Origin of the sequence: Micromonospora sp. NPDC048830 (assembly GCF_043198215.1) — a bacterium.
Taxonomy (GTDB): domain Bacteria; phylum Actinomycetota; class Actinomycetes; order Mycobacteriales; family Micromonosporaceae; genus Micromonospora.
In genome coordinates this window covers 71,566-86,153 of sequence record NZ_JBICUP010000030.1, presented here as the reverse complement: position 1 = coordinate 86,153, position 14,588 = coordinate 71,566, and the positions used below count along the sequence as shown (strand labels likewise).

Annotated in this window: 17 protein-coding genes; 3 read left to right on the top strand and 14 right to left on the bottom strand. The window is 67.7% G+C overall.

The window, feature by feature from the left end; all coding sequences use genetic code 11:
* A partial coding sequence (locus ACGFIZ_RS23550; RefSeq protein ID WP_393422497.1) for a transposase occupies positions 1–243 on the top strand: 243 nt, incomplete at its 5' end.
* 633 nt (positions 244–876) lie between these two features.
* Here the strand turns inward: ACGFIZ_RS23550 and ACGFIZ_RS23545 are convergent.
* The 7 genes from ACGFIZ_RS23545 to ACGFIZ_RS23515 all read right to left on the bottom strand — a co-directional run bounded on the left by ACGFIZ_RS23545 (position 877) and on the right by ACGFIZ_RS23515 (position 5,452).
* Positions 877–1,326 carry a SitI3 family protein gene (locus tag ACGFIZ_RS23545; RefSeq protein ID WP_393422495.1) on the bottom strand — a complete coding sequence of 150 codons (450 nt, stop codon included), beginning with the start codon at positions 1,324–1,326 and terminating at the stop codon, positions 877–879.
* Entirely contained in the window at positions 1,323–1,748 is a 426-nt protein-coding gene (locus ACGFIZ_RS23540) for a hypothetical protein (RefSeq protein WP_393422493.1), read from the bottom strand. Before ACGFIZ_RS23540 ends, ACGFIZ_RS23545 begins: the two co-directional genes overlap by 4 nt.
* Before the next feature lie 188 nt (positions 1,749–1,936).
* Complete coding sequence (locus tag ACGFIZ_RS23535; RefSeq protein WP_393422491.1) at positions 1,937–2,461, bottom strand: DUF6244 family protein; 525 nt, start codon at positions 2,459–2,461, stop codon at positions 1,937–1,939.
* A 236-nt stretch (positions 2,462–2,697) separates the two neighbouring features.
* Complete coding sequence (locus tag ACGFIZ_RS23530; protein WP_393422489.1) at positions 2,698–3,291, bottom strand: AAA family ATPase; 594 nt, start codon at positions 3,289–3,291, stop codon at positions 2,698–2,700.
* Between the two features lie 236 nt (positions 3,292–3,527).
* A complete protein-coding gene (locus ACGFIZ_RS23525; RefSeq protein WP_393422487.1) occupies positions 3,528–3,986 on the bottom strand; it encodes an NUDIX domain-containing protein in 459 nt (152 codons plus the stop codon).
* Between the two features lie 7 nt (positions 3,987–3,993).
* Positions 3,994–5,244: an MFS transporter gene (locus ACGFIZ_RS23520; RefSeq protein WP_393422485.1), complete on the bottom strand. Its 1,251-nt coding sequence runs from the start codon at positions 5,242–5,244 to the stop codon at positions 3,994–3,996.
* Between the two features lie 7 nt (positions 5,245–5,251).
* Positions 5,252–5,452 carry a DUF397 domain-containing protein gene (locus tag ACGFIZ_RS23515; RefSeq protein ID WP_393422483.1) on the bottom strand — a complete coding sequence of 67 codons (201 nt, stop codon included), beginning with the start codon at positions 5,450–5,452 and terminating at the stop codon, positions 5,252–5,254.
* A gap of 49 nt (positions 5,453–5,501) precedes the next feature.
* On the opposite strand from ACGFIZ_RS23515, the gene ACGFIZ_RS23510 reads away from it, so the two are divergent.
* On the top strand, positions 5,502–5,720 hold the full coding sequence (locus tag ACGFIZ_RS23510; protein ID WP_393422481.1) for a hypothetical protein: 219 nt from the start codon (positions 5,502–5,504) through the stop codon (positions 5,718–5,720).
* A 218-nt stretch (positions 5,721–5,938) separates the two neighbouring features.
* On the opposite strand, the gene ACGFIZ_RS23505 is transcribed toward ACGFIZ_RS23510, so the two are convergent.
* Positions 5,939–6,310: a hypothetical protein gene (locus ACGFIZ_RS23505; RefSeq protein ID WP_393422479.1), complete on the bottom strand. Its 372-nt coding sequence runs from the start codon at positions 6,308–6,310 to the stop codon at positions 5,939–5,941.
* Between the two features lie 19 nt (positions 6,311–6,329).
* A complete protein-coding gene (locus tag ACGFIZ_RS23500; protein WP_393422477.1) occupies positions 6,330–7,637 on the bottom strand; it encodes a transcriptional regulator in 1,308 nt (435 codons plus the stop codon).
* Between the two features lie 319 nt (positions 7,638–7,956).
* On the opposite strand from ACGFIZ_RS23500, the gene ACGFIZ_RS23495 reads away from it, so the two are divergent.
* Positions 7,957–8,940 (top strand): phosphotransferase family protein, encoded by a 984-nt coding sequence (locus tag ACGFIZ_RS23495; RefSeq protein ID WP_393422475.1) that lies wholly within the window; start codon positions 7,957–7,959, stop codon positions 8,938–8,940.
* Here the strand turns inward: ACGFIZ_RS23495 and ACGFIZ_RS23490 are convergent.
* Genes ACGFIZ_RS23490 through ACGFIZ_RS23470 form a run of 5 tightly spaced genes read right to left on the bottom strand, consistent with a single transcriptional unit; the run spans position 8,933 to position 14,579 of the window.
* Positions 8,933–9,754 (bottom strand): class I SAM-dependent methyltransferase, encoded by an 822-nt coding sequence (locus ACGFIZ_RS23490; protein ID WP_393422473.1) that lies wholly within the window; start codon positions 9,752–9,754, stop codon positions 8,933–8,935. The two genes, ACGFIZ_RS23495 and ACGFIZ_RS23490, sit on opposite strands and share 8 nt — an antisense overlap.
* A gap of 2 nt (positions 9,755–9,756) precedes the next feature.
* Positions 9,757–11,025 (bottom strand): ATP-grasp domain-containing protein, encoded by a 1,269-nt coding sequence (locus tag ACGFIZ_RS23485; protein ID WP_393422471.1) that lies wholly within the window; start codon positions 11,023–11,025, stop codon positions 9,757–9,759.
* The gene (locus ACGFIZ_RS23480) at positions 11,022–12,167 is read right to left on the bottom strand and encodes a glycine amidinotransferase (RefSeq protein WP_393422469.1); all 1,146 of its coding nucleotides are present in this window, start codon (positions 12,165–12,167) and stop codon (positions 11,022–11,024) included. Before ACGFIZ_RS23480 ends, ACGFIZ_RS23485 begins: the two co-directional genes overlap by 4 nt.
* A gap of 12 nt (positions 12,168–12,179) precedes the next feature.
* A complete protein-coding gene (locus ACGFIZ_RS23475) occupies positions 12,180–13,157 on the bottom strand; it encodes an aspartyl/asparaginyl beta-hydroxylase domain-containing protein (protein ID WP_393422467.1) in 978 nt (325 codons plus the stop codon).
* A gap of 21 nt (positions 13,158–13,178) precedes the next feature.
* The gene (locus ACGFIZ_RS23470) at positions 13,179–14,579 is read right to left on the bottom strand and encodes a hypothetical protein (RefSeq protein ID WP_393422465.1); all 1,401 of its coding nucleotides are present in this window, start codon (positions 14,577–14,579) and stop codon (positions 13,179–13,181) included.
* Positions 14,580–14,588 lie beyond the last annotated feature (9 nt).

Here is a 14,588-nt window from a genome sequence, read left to right as displayed (position 1 = left end):
AACGCCAACGACGCCTGGCTGACCTGCGCCGCGATCGCCCACAACCTCACCCGCACCGCGGGCCACCTCGCCGCCGGCGCCTACGCCACCGCCCGGCCAGCAACAATCCGGACCAGGATCATCAACGTCGCCGCCCGCCTCGCACACCGGGCACGCACCATCCACCTGCACCTACCCGACCACTGGCCCTGGCAGCCAGCGTTCGACAACCTGTTCACCGCCGTCCACACCACACCCGGCTGACCACACCCACCAGCAGAACCCCGGCGGCCCGACCACAGGCCACAACTCCACCCCCACCCAACAACCCGCACCCGGAGCAAGCCGACCACGTGATCGGCGACTCCCACACGCCCACCGAATCACCCAATACCAAAAATGATCAACCGGCGAACGACATCAACTGCGTCGGTGGATCGAGGCTGAGTGGCTCCAGCCGCCCGCTTTAGCGCTGCTTGGCGGATTGCGGCCGACCTCTGCACCACGAGGCGAGTTTCGAGGACTCGTATGAATTTTCGTCTGGTCGAGCGTGCTCCAGGGCGTTCCAGCAGTCACTGACCTTCGACGAGATTCAGGCCATGTGCTGCCGTGCGTTCGGTCCTGAAGTCCGCCTGTTATCCGCCATGGAGCTGGGCTCGGGGATGTACAACAACACCTATCGGGTGACGGTGCCCGGGTGGGAGCGGCCGGTGATTAGCCGGATCTGCGCCTCGGCTGGCCGCCGAAAAGCAGCAAACCCCCCTTGCTTGCTTCTGGCCGCGAGTACGCCAAGCAACTCGTCCCAGGCATCCCGGATCAGCGGGTTAGCCATGCGCCTGCGACTGTGATGTTCGCGTTTCGCGCCGACACCACGGTGCGAGTGGCAGCGGGCGGGCGTTACCAAGGGATGAGGCCGTCCACGCCGTAGTGGGTCCACCACTGCGGTCTGTGCCTGCGTAGTATTCCGCCGACGCGAGTGAGTAACAGCCAGTTGCCGTTGAGCACCAGCGCCGCATCCTCGGCCCGGTCGGCGAGCACCCGGGCCACCGTGGCCACCATGTTTGGCACCCCTTTGTCGGCCATGTCGCCGGTGCGCATGTCGAAGCTGATGTCGACATATTCCTCGGGCTCCCACTCCCAGTAGGCGTCAGCGTCATCTTCTGCGTCGTAGTAACCGTTGCGCCCGGAGCTGATGCTGACCAGGTATCCGCGCTCTTCGTAGCGGTCGCAGGTGAGCAGCCGGTTGGCGGCCGGGGTGGGTGTTTCGGTGGCGTCCGGGGCGGCGAGATCCGCCACGTGCCGCAGGGGGATGTCGCCTGCCAGCGTCAGCCGGTAGCTGATACTCATTTCGCCTCTCCTCCGTGTCGCGGCACGATCTGGATGATCGCACCACTTCGCGTCACCGCCGCCAGTTCCTTCAGTCCGGCGATGGGCCAGTCGTCGAACTGTTTACGCAGGGCCGCAAGCTCTCCTCGCCAGTCATGGAGGTTGAGGACCACGCGTTGGGTCTGTGACTTGTCGATCTTTTTGGAGACTTCCGTCCAGATCCCCCGCACCGGCTTCGGAGGGGTTGGAGAGTAGCAGTCGAAGACATGCCCTTCGATCAAGTAATCAGGCGTCTTGCTGGGGCTCCCGATGTCGTCGGTACGACCTCGCGCGTCCGCGACCTCCCGTCCGGTCGGGTTCTGGTGCACCCGGTAGCCCTTGTCGGTTAGCACGTCCGCGCATTGGTTTTCAAGGCCCAGCGCCCGGCGGGTGGCCTCGTCCACGTCCGGCCCGATCTTGGTGCGAGGTCCGGTGGGCGAACCGCCGGGGACTCCAGTGGGACGCCGCGCCCACGGCATGTCCACGTCAGGGTCACTGGCTGCCGCATCACCCATGTCCGAGATTGCGGGCGCCGGATTGCCGGTGTTGCTGGTCGAGGCAGGGCTGGCCGGTACGAGACCGCCAGCCCCGATCAGTTTCCCGACCCCAGCTGCCGCGCCTCGGCCACAGCTGCCTCGACCGTTTGGCGGGCGGACCCGGCATGTTGGACCACTGACACTAGGACCTGCTTAATGCTCTCCAGCGACTGCAGCAGCGGCCCGGGCTGCCCGCCTTGGAGAACCATGGCGACGAGCTGCTGGGCCTCACCGACCTGGGCGATGACCGCAGCCGCCGCGTCACGAGCGCTGTCAACCCCGACCTGGACCGGCATCAGTGCGGCGATGGTCTCTTGGGGAGTGGCTTCGCGGGGAACGGCGGCAGTCATCTTCGTGGCTTCGCCTGTCGATCTGGCAAGGCCACCCAATCCGCCCTGGGCCGACGCGATTGCATCTCGCACCCGAGTCATGCCCGCTGCCACTGCGGCAAAACCGGCGCCCGCGGCACGCAACGCCACTTGTTGCGCCTGGTTGTCGGCGACGGCGGCCAGCCCCTGGGCTCTATCCACACCGGTCATCAATATCCGCAGCTCGCTGGTGACCGTCTCGATGTGCGACACCGCATCTCCTATCGATGGCCATGGTGGCGGCTGTCCAGGTTACCCGACACCTTGATGCTGCGCGTGAGGGCTTGGCTACCCATCCGGAACTCCTCTCGCTCCCTGGAGGCCGGGCTGACTGACCGGTCTGTTGAGCGGCAGGAGCAGAAGGGCGGAGAAGCCCACAGCGAGTCGCCGGCGTCCCGGCCGCGTGGTTCATGTGTGTACCTCGGTACTGCCAACGCCCAGGGTGGTGGTCATTCGGGCTCTGCGGCGCAGTGGGGGCACCGGCTTGGGCATGGCGTCAGGGGTGGGCTGCCTGGCAGGCCGCTGGTGGTGAGGATGGTGGTGACGGTCTGCTCGAACGCGGAGATCTCGGGGATGATGCGTTCACCGGGCACGTCGAGCAGGTCCCGGGAGGCGTACCACTCGCGCATCTGCTCCGGGGTGACGTTGATCGGTTCGGCGCGTGTCCGGTGGCGGCGGACGGCCTCCTCGAAACACACGTCAAGGTAGTAGACGTGCGTCGGTCCGGCGTGCTCGGCGATGAGCCGCCGCAGGGCGATCGCGTAGCGGTCGGTGTGCAGGATGCCTTCCAGGATCACGTGGTAGCCCAGGTCGAGCGCTGTCCGGGCGGTGGCGGTGATGAACGCGGGGGCGACCGGGTTGGTGCGGCTGCTGTCGTGCTCGCGCAGCATGACGCGGCGCAGGTAGTCCTGCTCCAGCAGGGCGCATCCGCGTCCGTAGCGGCGGCGGACTTCGCGGGCTGCGGTGGTCTTGCCGCTGCCGGAGTTGCCACGGATGACCACCAGCGTGGGCGACCTCGCGACGTTGCTTTCGGTGCAAGGCACTTCGGGTGGTTGATCTTCGGCCACGGCGTCCTCACAGCAGGGAAGCGGTCGAGCTGGCGGAGTATGTGTGGTCGTGCCGAGAGCGGAACGTACCGTTGCTGCCGGAGCTGCTGCGCTCGAACCCTAGGGGCTACACGTTCGTCGAGGCGAGAACACGTGCGGTGCTCGCCGAGGTGTGCCGGGCCCTGTCTGCCAGGGTGAGTTGAGGCCAGCGGTCCTGTTCCGGCTAGCGCTGGTCATGAGCGTGCGGTGTGAAGCAGGTTTACGTACGCCTCCTGATGGTGCCAGCTGCTCCTTAGCCGTTCGGCGGCTTGAGCTAGCGGGAGGAAGCGGCATTCGGTTTCCATGCCGGTGTCCCACGCGTCTGCGTCGCCGATCACGGTGTGTCGCCACGTGTCGCGAGGCTCGTCGGTGACAAGGTGGAAGTAGACGCTGATGCATGGGGTGCCGGTGTCGTAGGTGGTTTGCTGGACGCCGACGACGCCGTGCAGTGCGAGGCTGCCTTGGATACCGGTTTCTTCTATGGCCTCGCGGACGGCGGCTGCGTCGGGGCGTTCGCCTGGCTCGATGCCACCGCCTGGGAGGTGCGTGCCTGCGTCGGGTGCGGCGGGATAGCTGAATACGAGTAGCTCTTGCCCGTTCGGGGCGGGTCGGGTGATGTAGCAAGCGGCACGGACGCGGGCGATGGTAGTCATAGCTCTCTCAGTGTTGGTGCGTGTTGTCTGGCGGATTCGGCGCTGGCCGGGGGCGGAACTGGGGCAGCAGTGACAGCGCGGCGACGCCGAGGGTGAAGAGTCCGCCAGCGATGATCGGGGTGTCGAGGGCGTAGCGCGCGGCGAGGACGCCGCCGATGGCTGCTCCGATGGGCGCGGCTCCGTTGCCGATGAGGCGGAACACATTCACGACGCGGCCGAGCATGTCGTCGGGGACGAGTTGCTGACGGGCGGACACAGCCGCGACGGTGCCTACGGTGAAGCTGGCTCCGATGATGGACATACATGCGCCGGCGATGTATGGCGACGGCATTAGGGCCAGGGATAGGAATGCGATTGCCCGGCTTAACTGGGCGATCGGCAGCATCGCGCGGAAGGACAAGTGCTTGGACATCCGGGTTGCCACCCAGCCGCCCAGGGTTGCTCCGATGGCTTGTGAGGCGAGCAGTAGGCCGAATCCCCATGTGGTGACGCCGAGGTCTTGGTGGGCGTAGAGGACGAACGTGGCCAGAGCGGCGTTGGTGGCGAGGTTGCCGCCTGCGATGAGGAGGGCAAGCTCGAGGAGCTGGCGGTGGTGCAACATCCAGCGGGTGGCTTGTGCCAGCGAAGCAAAGAGGCCCTTACCGGTACGACGGGGCGCCGGTGAAGCCGGGACGGCCCGTAGGAGTGTTGCGGAGGCGGCGAAACTGGTGGCGTCGGCCGCCAGGGGTAGCCATGGGGCGAGGGAGAACAGGCTGCTGCCCAGGGGCGGGCCGACGAAACCGGCGGCCACACTTTCGGTGGTGGCGATGCGACTGTTGGCGGAGGCGAGTGCCGCGCGGTCACGGCCGGTGAGGTTCGGGATCATGGCTTGGGCGGCCGCGTTGTGGAAGCTTTGGCCGCTGGTGAGGATGAAGCCGACGGTGGCCAGGCCCGCGATGGTGGCAAGGTCGGCGAGGATGAGTACGGCGAGGGCGAGCACGCAGGCGGCCCGGATGAGATCAGCCGTGATCATGACGGTTCGTCGCGGCCACCGGTCGACGAGCGCTCCGGCGAAGGGCCCGACGAGGAACCACGGCGCCAGTGTGGCGGTGCTGACGAGTGAGATGGCGACGGGGCTCTGGGTGAGTGTTGCGGCCAGCAGTGGTGCTGCCGCGAGATATGCCCCGTCGCCGAGTGAGCTGACGGCGGTGGCGGCCCACAGGGCCCTGAGCCCGCGAGGCGGACTCGCGAGCTCAGGGCCTGTTGCTGTGGCGCTCACGTAGCGGTCAGCCTTCGGGGGTGAGGGTGCCGTCGTTGATGCCGGCGGTGAAGGCGTCCCACTCGCGGCGGGTGAAGGTCAGGACGGGGCCGCCTGGGTTCTTGGAGTCGCGTACACCGATCACGCCGTCGGCGTAGGCGAGCTCGACGCAGCCGCCGTCGTCGGAGTGCTGGGACTTGTGCCAGTTGCTGAACTTGGGGATGTCCACGTGCTTCCTCTCGTCTCGAGCATGGCCGGCGTATCCGCGTCACCGATCGATGAGCATCTGGGACATCGCTGACTTCACAGCCAGGTATGGCTGGGATGCGACCTTCCGGCAGGGGTGCGACCCGTTGTGCCAGCTCCGTGAACGCCCGATGATCGCGACCAACGCTCGCAGTTTCCGGCCCGGCACGGAAGGCGCAGCCGAGGTGCGCCGCCGACTTGACGGTCATCGCACCGAAGGCGAGGAACTGTGCCGCTGGCGCATTCTCTAGCCGCTATGCGCTTGTGTTCTTCCAGCGGTCGCTCCCAGGGGCGCGTCCGGGCCTAGACATGCGATCAGCCGGCTCACCCCGTGCCACGTCGCCTGCGGGCCACCTCCGCCGCCGCATCGCCGACTACCTCGGCCCCACCGATCGGTCCCAACCCGGCCGGAACGTTGAACTCGTTTCAAGTGCATTTCCGCGCCCAGTGCGCAGGTCAGCCGACCGTGCTACTGCCCGCCCCGTACTCGCGACTCGATCGTCTCGAAAATGTCGGCGTCGGTCTCCTGCTGCCAGGAGGGCAGATTCGGCCAGTCCGCGACGTAGGACGGCTTGGGCTCGGGGAAGTGCTTGTAGATCTGCCCAATCCAACATAGCGCGACAAAGCGGCCTTTCTGCTCCCTGTCGAGCTTGTTGGCAGCGCCGTCGGTGGCGCGAAGAAACGCTGCCACTTGCTCGTAGACGGCTGCGGCACTGTCACGCTCCCATTGCGGCGTCTCTTCCCATGGCGCGATGTAGCCGGGTTTCGGCTCACCGGGATAGTGGGCCTTGACGCCAGCGATCCACGCGTCGCGGAAGATACGTCCGGGCTCAATGGTCACGCCGATGCTCCTAACTCGATCAAACTGCCGATGTGAGGGTCGCGGTGATCTGCCGCTGAAGATGCTGCACGTGAGGGTCTCCGCCGAACGGTGTCAGCTGCGTCTGCAACGTACGCAGCTTCTGCTTGAGGACACCGGATCGGCTTTGCCGCTCGGCGTCAAGAGCAGCGGCCCCGTAGAACACGACCTGGGCGACATCGCTGCGGTATACGCCGAGCGTGGCGAGATCGGTGAGCGCGCTGCCACGACGTCGTATGGAAAGCCGCCCATCGAGAGCCTGGTGGAGCAGAGGTTCGGCCTGGTCGGGGCGGCGCAGAGTGACGTAGCAGGTGGCGCGTTCCTCCGTGGTGCGAGCGCCGTCGAAGCGCAACCATCCGCCGTTGTGTACGACGCCCGTGAGGTTGTGTACCCCATCTGCGGCATCAAGCGCTCGCTGACATTCGTCGAACCGGCCAAGTCCGGCCAAGGCTTGGGCGCGGACGGACTCAACCCAATGCCGTGTGGATAGCTCACTGTCGCCGTTGGCCGCCAGCCGGGCGGCGGCATCCAGCATTTCGTTCGCCTCGGGGTACGAGCGTTCGTAGACGCTGATGTAGGCGTAGCGGGTCATGGCACAGGCCCACAGGTCGAACGAGCCGGCCTCCCTGCTAGCCGTGCCAGCCAGCGAGTAGCAGCGCGCCGCGTCGTCGTACCGGTTGGCGTCGAAGGCGATTTCACCCCTGAGTTGAAGCAGGTTACCGGCGGCGGCGCACAGCCGGCGGTGCACGTTGCTGGGGTGGGACAGGCGCAACGCGTTGGTGAGGGTGGCAAGGTGCCGGTCGGCCAGGGGTGCCACGCTAGCTTTTGACTCGGCTGCCCCGAAGGCCCGCCACAGTGCCCCGGTGAGAGCCTCGTACTCATCGAGCGCGGCGGAGTCGAGCGGTCGGTGGCCGTCACCGATGCTCGCGATGCGCTCCCAATCTAGGTTGCCCGCCGTTGGGCCGCTGATTAGGACGCCGGCGGTGGTCAGCAGGCGCAGCAGCTCGCGTCGGTTCACCTCATCAGTGTCCGCGATAGCCTGATCGAGCTGCCAGTCGGTCTTGCTACCGGGCGAAGACTCGATCGGAGGCGTGGAGTCTTTGGCGGGGGTCAGCGCTGCGGTAGCGCGAACGATGTAGAAGCCAAGTACTGCGTCGGTTGGCACCCCAAGTACAGCGCGGAAGGCGGCACGGGCGGCTGCCGTCGGCCATCGGATCTGCCCCGGTTCGAGCTTGCCGACGTAGTTTGCGTCAATGCATCCATGATGGTGACCGGCTGCGTGTAGGTGGGCGTTGACGGCGTCGGCCAACTCTTGGCGGGATAGGGGACGGCCCGATCCCGACGGAGAAAACCGGCTCAGCCGCAGGTTACGCAGCCGGTGGTTCGGCCCCTGCGTCTCTGGGCGTGTCATGTCATCAACCTCCCCTGCGCGCTTTGCGACTGAGGGTAAACCGCAGCCCACGTATCGTGCTCTCAGGCGGTCGCAAGGTCGGTTAGATCGCCTTCGGCCCGATATCATCGGTCAGGCACTCCCCAGAGCGCTAGCCACCTGCGCCGAGCTCGCGTTTTAGCGCTGCTGGCGGATTGTGGCCGGCCACTGCACCACCAGGCGAGTTTCGAGGAGTCGTATGGATTTTCGTCCGGTCGAACGTGCCCCAGGGGCGTTCCAGCAGTCACTGACCTTCGACGAGATTCAGGCGGTGTGCTGCCGTGCGTTCGGCCTTGAAGTCCGCCTGTTATCCGTCGTGGAGCTGGGCTCGGGGATGTACAACAACACCTATCGGGTGGCGGTGTCCGGGCGGGAGCGGCCGGTTATTCTGCGGGTCGCTCCGGAGCCGGGAAGGCAGTTCCGCAGCGAGCGGGAACTGATGCGCAACGAGTACGCGTCGATTCCCTACTTGGCGGTGCTTGCGCCGCTGATGCCGCAGGTCATCGTAGCGGATTGGTCGCAGAGGGTAGTCGGTCGCGACTGGATGATCCAGTCGCTGTTGGACGGCATTCCGGGGCCGGATCGTCTCGGCGCGTATCCGCGCAGCGAGTGGCCGACGTTCTTCCGGCAGATAGGGGCCGTCGCCCGCCAGGTTCACGCGGTGCGCGGCCCGCATTTTGGGCCGGTTGCCGGGCCCGCGTGCGGGACGTGGAGCGAGGCGGTACTCGCTTCCTTGAAGGACATTGCCGCCGATCTCGATCGTGTCGGCTTGGATGCCGCTGACCTGCGCAAGGTCGCTGTCGTGGCCGATCAGCAGCGTCACATCCTCGACGAGGTTACCGAACCCTGCCTCCTGAGTGGCGACCTCTGGACGGTGAACACCCTGCTCGATGCCAACGCTAAGCAGCCGTTGATCACGGGCGTACTGGACTTTGATCGGACGTGGTTTGGTGACCCCGCGGCGGACTGGACGATCCGTATGGCGATGGCCAAGCAGGACGAGCGAACCGCGTTCTGGGACACATACGGGGCCCGGGACAACTCCGCCCACGCGGTGTGGCGATCGAGGATTTACGAGGCACGGCACCTGGGTGCCATCCGGTTGGAGCGGCACCGCTTGGGCAAGGCCGATGTAGGGGATACCTACGGCGGTGTGGCCGCTGTGCTGGCCGACCTCATGTGACAGGGACTCCGTTCGGCGGGGCAATGGCGGTGACGGCGACGCGACGCAGAAGATGCGCGGTGGGCAGGCGCCGCCGCGCTTCGCTTTGCAGGCCGGCCAACGCGGTGTCGCCGTCGGGGTCGCCCATCTGCAGCGCGGTGCGGTAGATCCGCAGGTAGATATCGGTCCACGTGGTGCGGGTGTGGCACCGCACGGCGGTGAAGCCCACGGTGCGGAGCACAGCGGGCCAGTCGGTGTCGCGGTGCCGTGCGGACAGCCGCGGGTCGCCCGGGGTCCGGGGATGCCAGCCGGTGAGGACGAGCCGTCCGCCGGGGCGCAGGATCCGGCGGGCTTCCGTCGCGGCCGCGGTACGCCCCGGTGCGTACTGGATGGCGTCGATGGAAACGGCTGCCGACACGCTTGCGTCGGGGAGACCGGTAGCGGTCAGCTCGCTGGTGACGAACCGAGCGTTGCGATCGAGCCCGAACAGTGCGGCGCGCTGGCGGGCCTGGGCCACGGCGACGGGTGAGAAGTCGATGCCGACCAGTTTGGCGTGGCCGTCGCGGGCCAGCCAGAGACCAGGGCCGCCTCGTCCGCACCCGAGATCGGCCAGGATGTCTCCGGGTTGAAGGGCCAGCGCGCTGGCGATGTGGTGCAGCAGATCGGTCGAGAGGAAGGAGAACGGCTCGATCTCTTCTGGCAGTGCTGGGTCGGCGAGCCGGGCCACTCGGGCGAAGCCGCCGGAGCGGTGCTCGCCGTGGAACAGCGCGTCGAACTCGGCCGACGGGGTCGGGTGTTCCCTGTCAGCTGCGGAGGTGCTCGGCCCGTTCCGCACGGTTATGTCCCTCCTTCGCACCCGCTCGTCTGTGTGGGAGCAACATCGATGGTGATCTGGGCAAGGAGGTCCTCCGCTCGGCTGTCGACGGACGCGGCGTCGGGGCCGGTGACGATGAAGTAGCCCAGCCTCTCGCGGTTGGCCCGAGGGACCTCGACCGCCTCGCCAGGCGACGTCCGAAGTCGGACTGTCGGCACACTGGGGCTCGGCCGAGGGAGGCCGTGTACCGCGACGAGGTGGCCAGGTCGTGGGCTGGTCAGGAATCGTACAGTGGCGTACTCATGCCGGGTGGGGATGAGATTGGCGGGGCGACCCAGTGCGGTGTCGATAAGCGCCGCCCAGGGATCGATGCCGAGGGCGTGCTGAATGAGGAACCCGATGTGACCGGCACCGAGCCGGGCGGCGATCTCTATGACGGTACAGCGGCCGTCGGGGCTGAGTATCACCTCCGTGTGGGAGGCTCCGTTGCGGATTCCGGCTGCAGCGATCGATTGCTCCACCTGCCGCCGTATGGCCTGCTCAAGGTGCGGCGGCAGGTTGACGGGCAGGGTGTGGCCGGTTTCAACTCGATGGACGCCCGAGGTGACAGTCTTCGCGGTGGTACACAAGTGCGTCGTCGTCCCATCCTGAGTTAGGGATTCAACGCTGAATTCGGTTCCCTCCATGTACTCCTGAGCCAGGACGCATGCAGTAAGCGGCGGGCCGTACATGCCTCGCACCTTGTGGGCCGCCCGCCAGGCCGCTGTTGCCTCGGCCAAGCTGCGGGCGATGGTGACCCCGGCGGAGCCCGCCGTCTCCGCGGGCTTGATGACGCACGGGAGGCTGATCTGCCGGGTCGCGAGCGCACGGCGTAGGGCTTCCTCATCGTTGACGGGCCAGGTACGGGGTGTGGCTACGCCGTGGGCGGCGAACGCAGCGCTCATGACGGCTTTGTTTCGGGCCGCCATTGCGCGGTCTGGGTCGTTGCCGGGCAGATTGAGGGCGGCGCACGCATGCGCGAGCAGCACGGTGAGGTATTCGTTCACGGTGAGCACAGCTTCTGCGCCGATCCGGCGGGCGTAGCCGACGACATCGTCGAGGGCATGCTTAGGGCGAGAGAAGTCAGTCAGCAGGCGGCCCGCCAGCAGGCCCTTCAGGTCGGGTGCGTAGGTGGCATATGTGGCTGGGTCCGTGACGGCGTGGACATGACAGCCGGAGGCGGTTGCGGCGGCGGCCAGTGCCCTGGACTCGGGGCCGGCCGCCTCCAGCAGCAGCACCTGCGGCGGCGTCACAGGTAGTCCTCGCAGCCGCCGGTGCGGACGGTGTCGAGGGTGAAGCAATGGAAGCCTCCGCCGAAGAGCCTGCGGTGCCGGTGCTGCACGGGTACGACCGTGAAGCCCTCGGCCTCGAGGGTTTTGGCCAGGCCTGTGCAGTCGGTGTTGACCAGCACCGTGTGCTCGTCAACGGACAGCACGTTGAGGTCGATGTAGGGGCTGGCGAGTACCAGGTCCTCGTAGTCGTCGTAGACCGGGAAGGTGCCGGCGTCGGGCTCCGGCGGGACGATCACCTTCCATTTTCGCAGCGGCGCGGGAAGCATGTCGCGGATGCCGTCGTGGCGGGCGAGCAGCACCCCGGGCCGTAGGGCGAGAAGCATGGAGTCGATGTGGTTGTCGGCCATCCGCCACACGCGGTGGATCCGATAGCGGCCGGCAAGGTGCCGCTCCAGCCACGAGACGGCCAGCCGGTGGTTGTCCTGGGCGACGTTGACCACTAGGTCGCGGCCCAGCCGCAGGACCTGGGCGCCGTCGAGCATCATCTCGAACCCAACGTCGTACGGGGATGGCTGTGGGTCGCGGATCGGCTCGGTCGGCCCGCCGAGAGTGGTGGTGGCGTCGCGCGCGTACGACAGGTCGAAGGACAGGTCACTCAGGGTCGGGCGGGGCATGGTCGTCCACCGCGCCCCTGCCTCCCAGTAGCGGCGGAAGACGGTGCTGAGCAGGCGGGTCTCCAGGTAGCGGGAACGGACCGCGGGCGGTGTTTCGATGATCTCGTCGCCGAGGATCAACGTGTTGTCGCGGATGTTCAGCGCCGGTGTCGGTGCGGCCTGCCAACCGAGCCCGGCGATCGGGGTCGCGTCTGGGCCCAGAGGAAGCGGCCGATGCACCGTGACGCCGAGGCAGGTGAGGGTCGCAGCCAGCTTCTCCACGTCCTCGTGGAGTTCCTCGGCGTAGCGTCGTTTGATCGTCCAGTTCTCGCCGCTGCCACCCCCGGCCTGAGCGAGGCGGGGATAGGCCCAGTCGGAGCGAAAGCCGGCCAGATTTTCGTGATGGAACAGTTCGAACGACACATCGCGGTCGTGCGAGAGGTAGTTGGCGGCAGAGCCGACGATGATCTCGTGGAGTGGGGTGAAGTCGTCGTGGCTGTTCAGCTGCATGGCAAAGGCTCCTTACTGCAGGGCGCCGGTCGAGGCGGGCAGGCAGTGCTCAGCGACAGCACGACCGCAGCGAGCGCGCAGAACCACACCGCCGCTGGTGATCTGGAGGCTGCGCTGCTCGCTCCACCCGGCGAATCGATACTGGCCGTCGCCAACTGAAGCGAGGGCAAAGCGGCGATCGGCGGCGGTCAGCGTTGCGTTTCCGCCCCCGAAGGTGATCTGAGCCGGCTGAAGCGCGCCGTCCAGCGGCTCGTCGCGATCGAAGTCGGTGAACCCGCACGGCAGATCGACGGTGATCGGCAGGCCCTGCGGGCCTGGGGCGAGCGGGGGTACCGGGTGGTTGAACAGCACGTCGGCAGTGGCGAGGGCCACCTGCCAGTCGGGCGGGAACCAGGCGGCCAGTTCGCGGGTGAACAACGCGTCGATGACCGTGTGCACCCGGGTGGCGGGGCCGGCGTTGCGCACCGCGTGTTCGCGGGCGAAGTCCCCCCACCACAGGGTGCCGGGCTGCCAGCAGTGCTCGACGCCGTCGAGGACGAGGACCGCGTCTTGGTGGGTGACGAGCGGGATGTGTAGGCGTACGAGGCCGCGCGCGAGCGCGTACTTCGGGTCGCGGTGCGGGTGTGAGGCGGCGCCGGGGCCGAGGGCCATAAGCCGGACGGCGTTCAGTGGCGCCGGAATGTCGTCGAGGATATTTCTCAGGTATGGCATCCGCATCAGCCAGGGCGTCGCCGCGTAGTCGACCGGTCCGGGCCCGCCGGGGTCGGTGCGGCCCGGGTCACCGCCGGGGCTGCGAAGCGGCAGGACACGCCAGTCGATCGTCGTGGCTTGGCCGATGCCGCCGCCGGGAGCGTGGATGCGTTGGGGCTGCCACGGGTGGGAGGCGACGACGGCCAGCTCGCTCGCGAGACGGTCGGCGTCGAAGGCTGGGGCGAGCTGAACCGCCTCGGCGAGCGGGGCGGGCCGGGTTACGTTGCGTGCGGGCGTCACGGGTTTCCCTTCCGGGCCTGGTCAGAAGGTGAGCGGGGCTGGCATGCCGACGTGGTCGCTCGCGTCGTACGAGCCGGCAGGTACGGTGGCGAACCGCTTGTCGAGCGCGTTGAACACGGGTTGGCGGTCGGCGTCGGCGGCGTAGGCGAGACAGAACACGAACTGCGCACGCCCGGGTTCGAGGGGGATAGCTGGCATGGAGACGATGACACCGGTGCGGGTCGCCGGGTCGTAGCCGCAGCCGAGTTCGCCCGCCGCCGTGAGGAAGGTGTCGAGGTCCGGCACGGCCCAGGTCGGCGGGACGTGGTACTCCACCACCGACCGCTGAGGTTTAGCGGCGACATCGACGATTCGGTGCGCGATCACGTCGTAGATGTGCAGGCTGCCCGAAACCTGGGCGTTGACCTCGGTGAAAACCACGCGTCCGTCCCGGGTGACGACGGCGTCCGCGCTGAGGTGGCCGCGGAATCCCACAGCCCGCCACATCTCGGCCAGTCGCGTCCCTCCCCGCCGGAGCTGGGCGCGGACCTCGTCGTCGACGCCGCGCAGGGGCACGATCTGGTGGCTCAGGCGCCGCCCGACATATACCAGCGTTCCCATCTCCGTCGGACGAGTCCCGTCGTCGGCGACGTAGTGTTCGGAGTACACCGAGGCCATGTGAGGGGTGAACTCCTCGATGACCACGGGGAACCGGCCGTCGGCGCTGGCCCAGTCCCAGCGGTCCTCCCAGTACGCCGCGATCGGCTTCACGTCGCCGCCGTCGAGCCGGTGCAGGTGGCGGGCGCCTACGTGCTCGTAGGCCTTCGAGGGGTCGAGCACGACGAGTTGATTGCCCACGCCAGCGCCGTTGTGAGCCTGCTTGACCACGACCGCGTCGGTCCCGGACAGCAGCGTGGCCGTGGCGGCGACCGCCTCGTCGGGGCTGCGGACGACCGCTCCGGCAGGGATCACCACTCCGGCGCCGGCCGCCAACGCCCGAAAGATCGCCTTGTTGTTGGACGGCTCCCCACCGCCCTGAGCGAAGAACGCTGCGCCAGGGAGGCGGTCGGTGAGGCCGAGGGCGGCAGCGAAGCGGGCCACGGCGGCGGACGGCCACAACGCGAAGATCTCCTCCACACCGCCTGGGCACGCCGCGCCGAGCACGCCGCGCACGGCCTGTACGAACTCCTCGCTGGTCAGGCTCTCGGGGTCTAGTAGCCGGCCACCGTGCTGACCGGCCGGGGCCACCAGCACATGCAGAGTGGCTGGGTCCACGCCGGTGTGCGAGGCGGCGTAGGCGAGGAAGGTCGGGTCGGGCTCGTCGCACAGGATGACCAGGTCGCCGTCGCGGGCGAACCACAGCACACGCTGGGTCCAGGCTCGTAGGTCGCCTCGATCACGGATCGAAGGGTCGATGTGGTTGCCGATGAGGATCCTCAACATGTCCTCCAC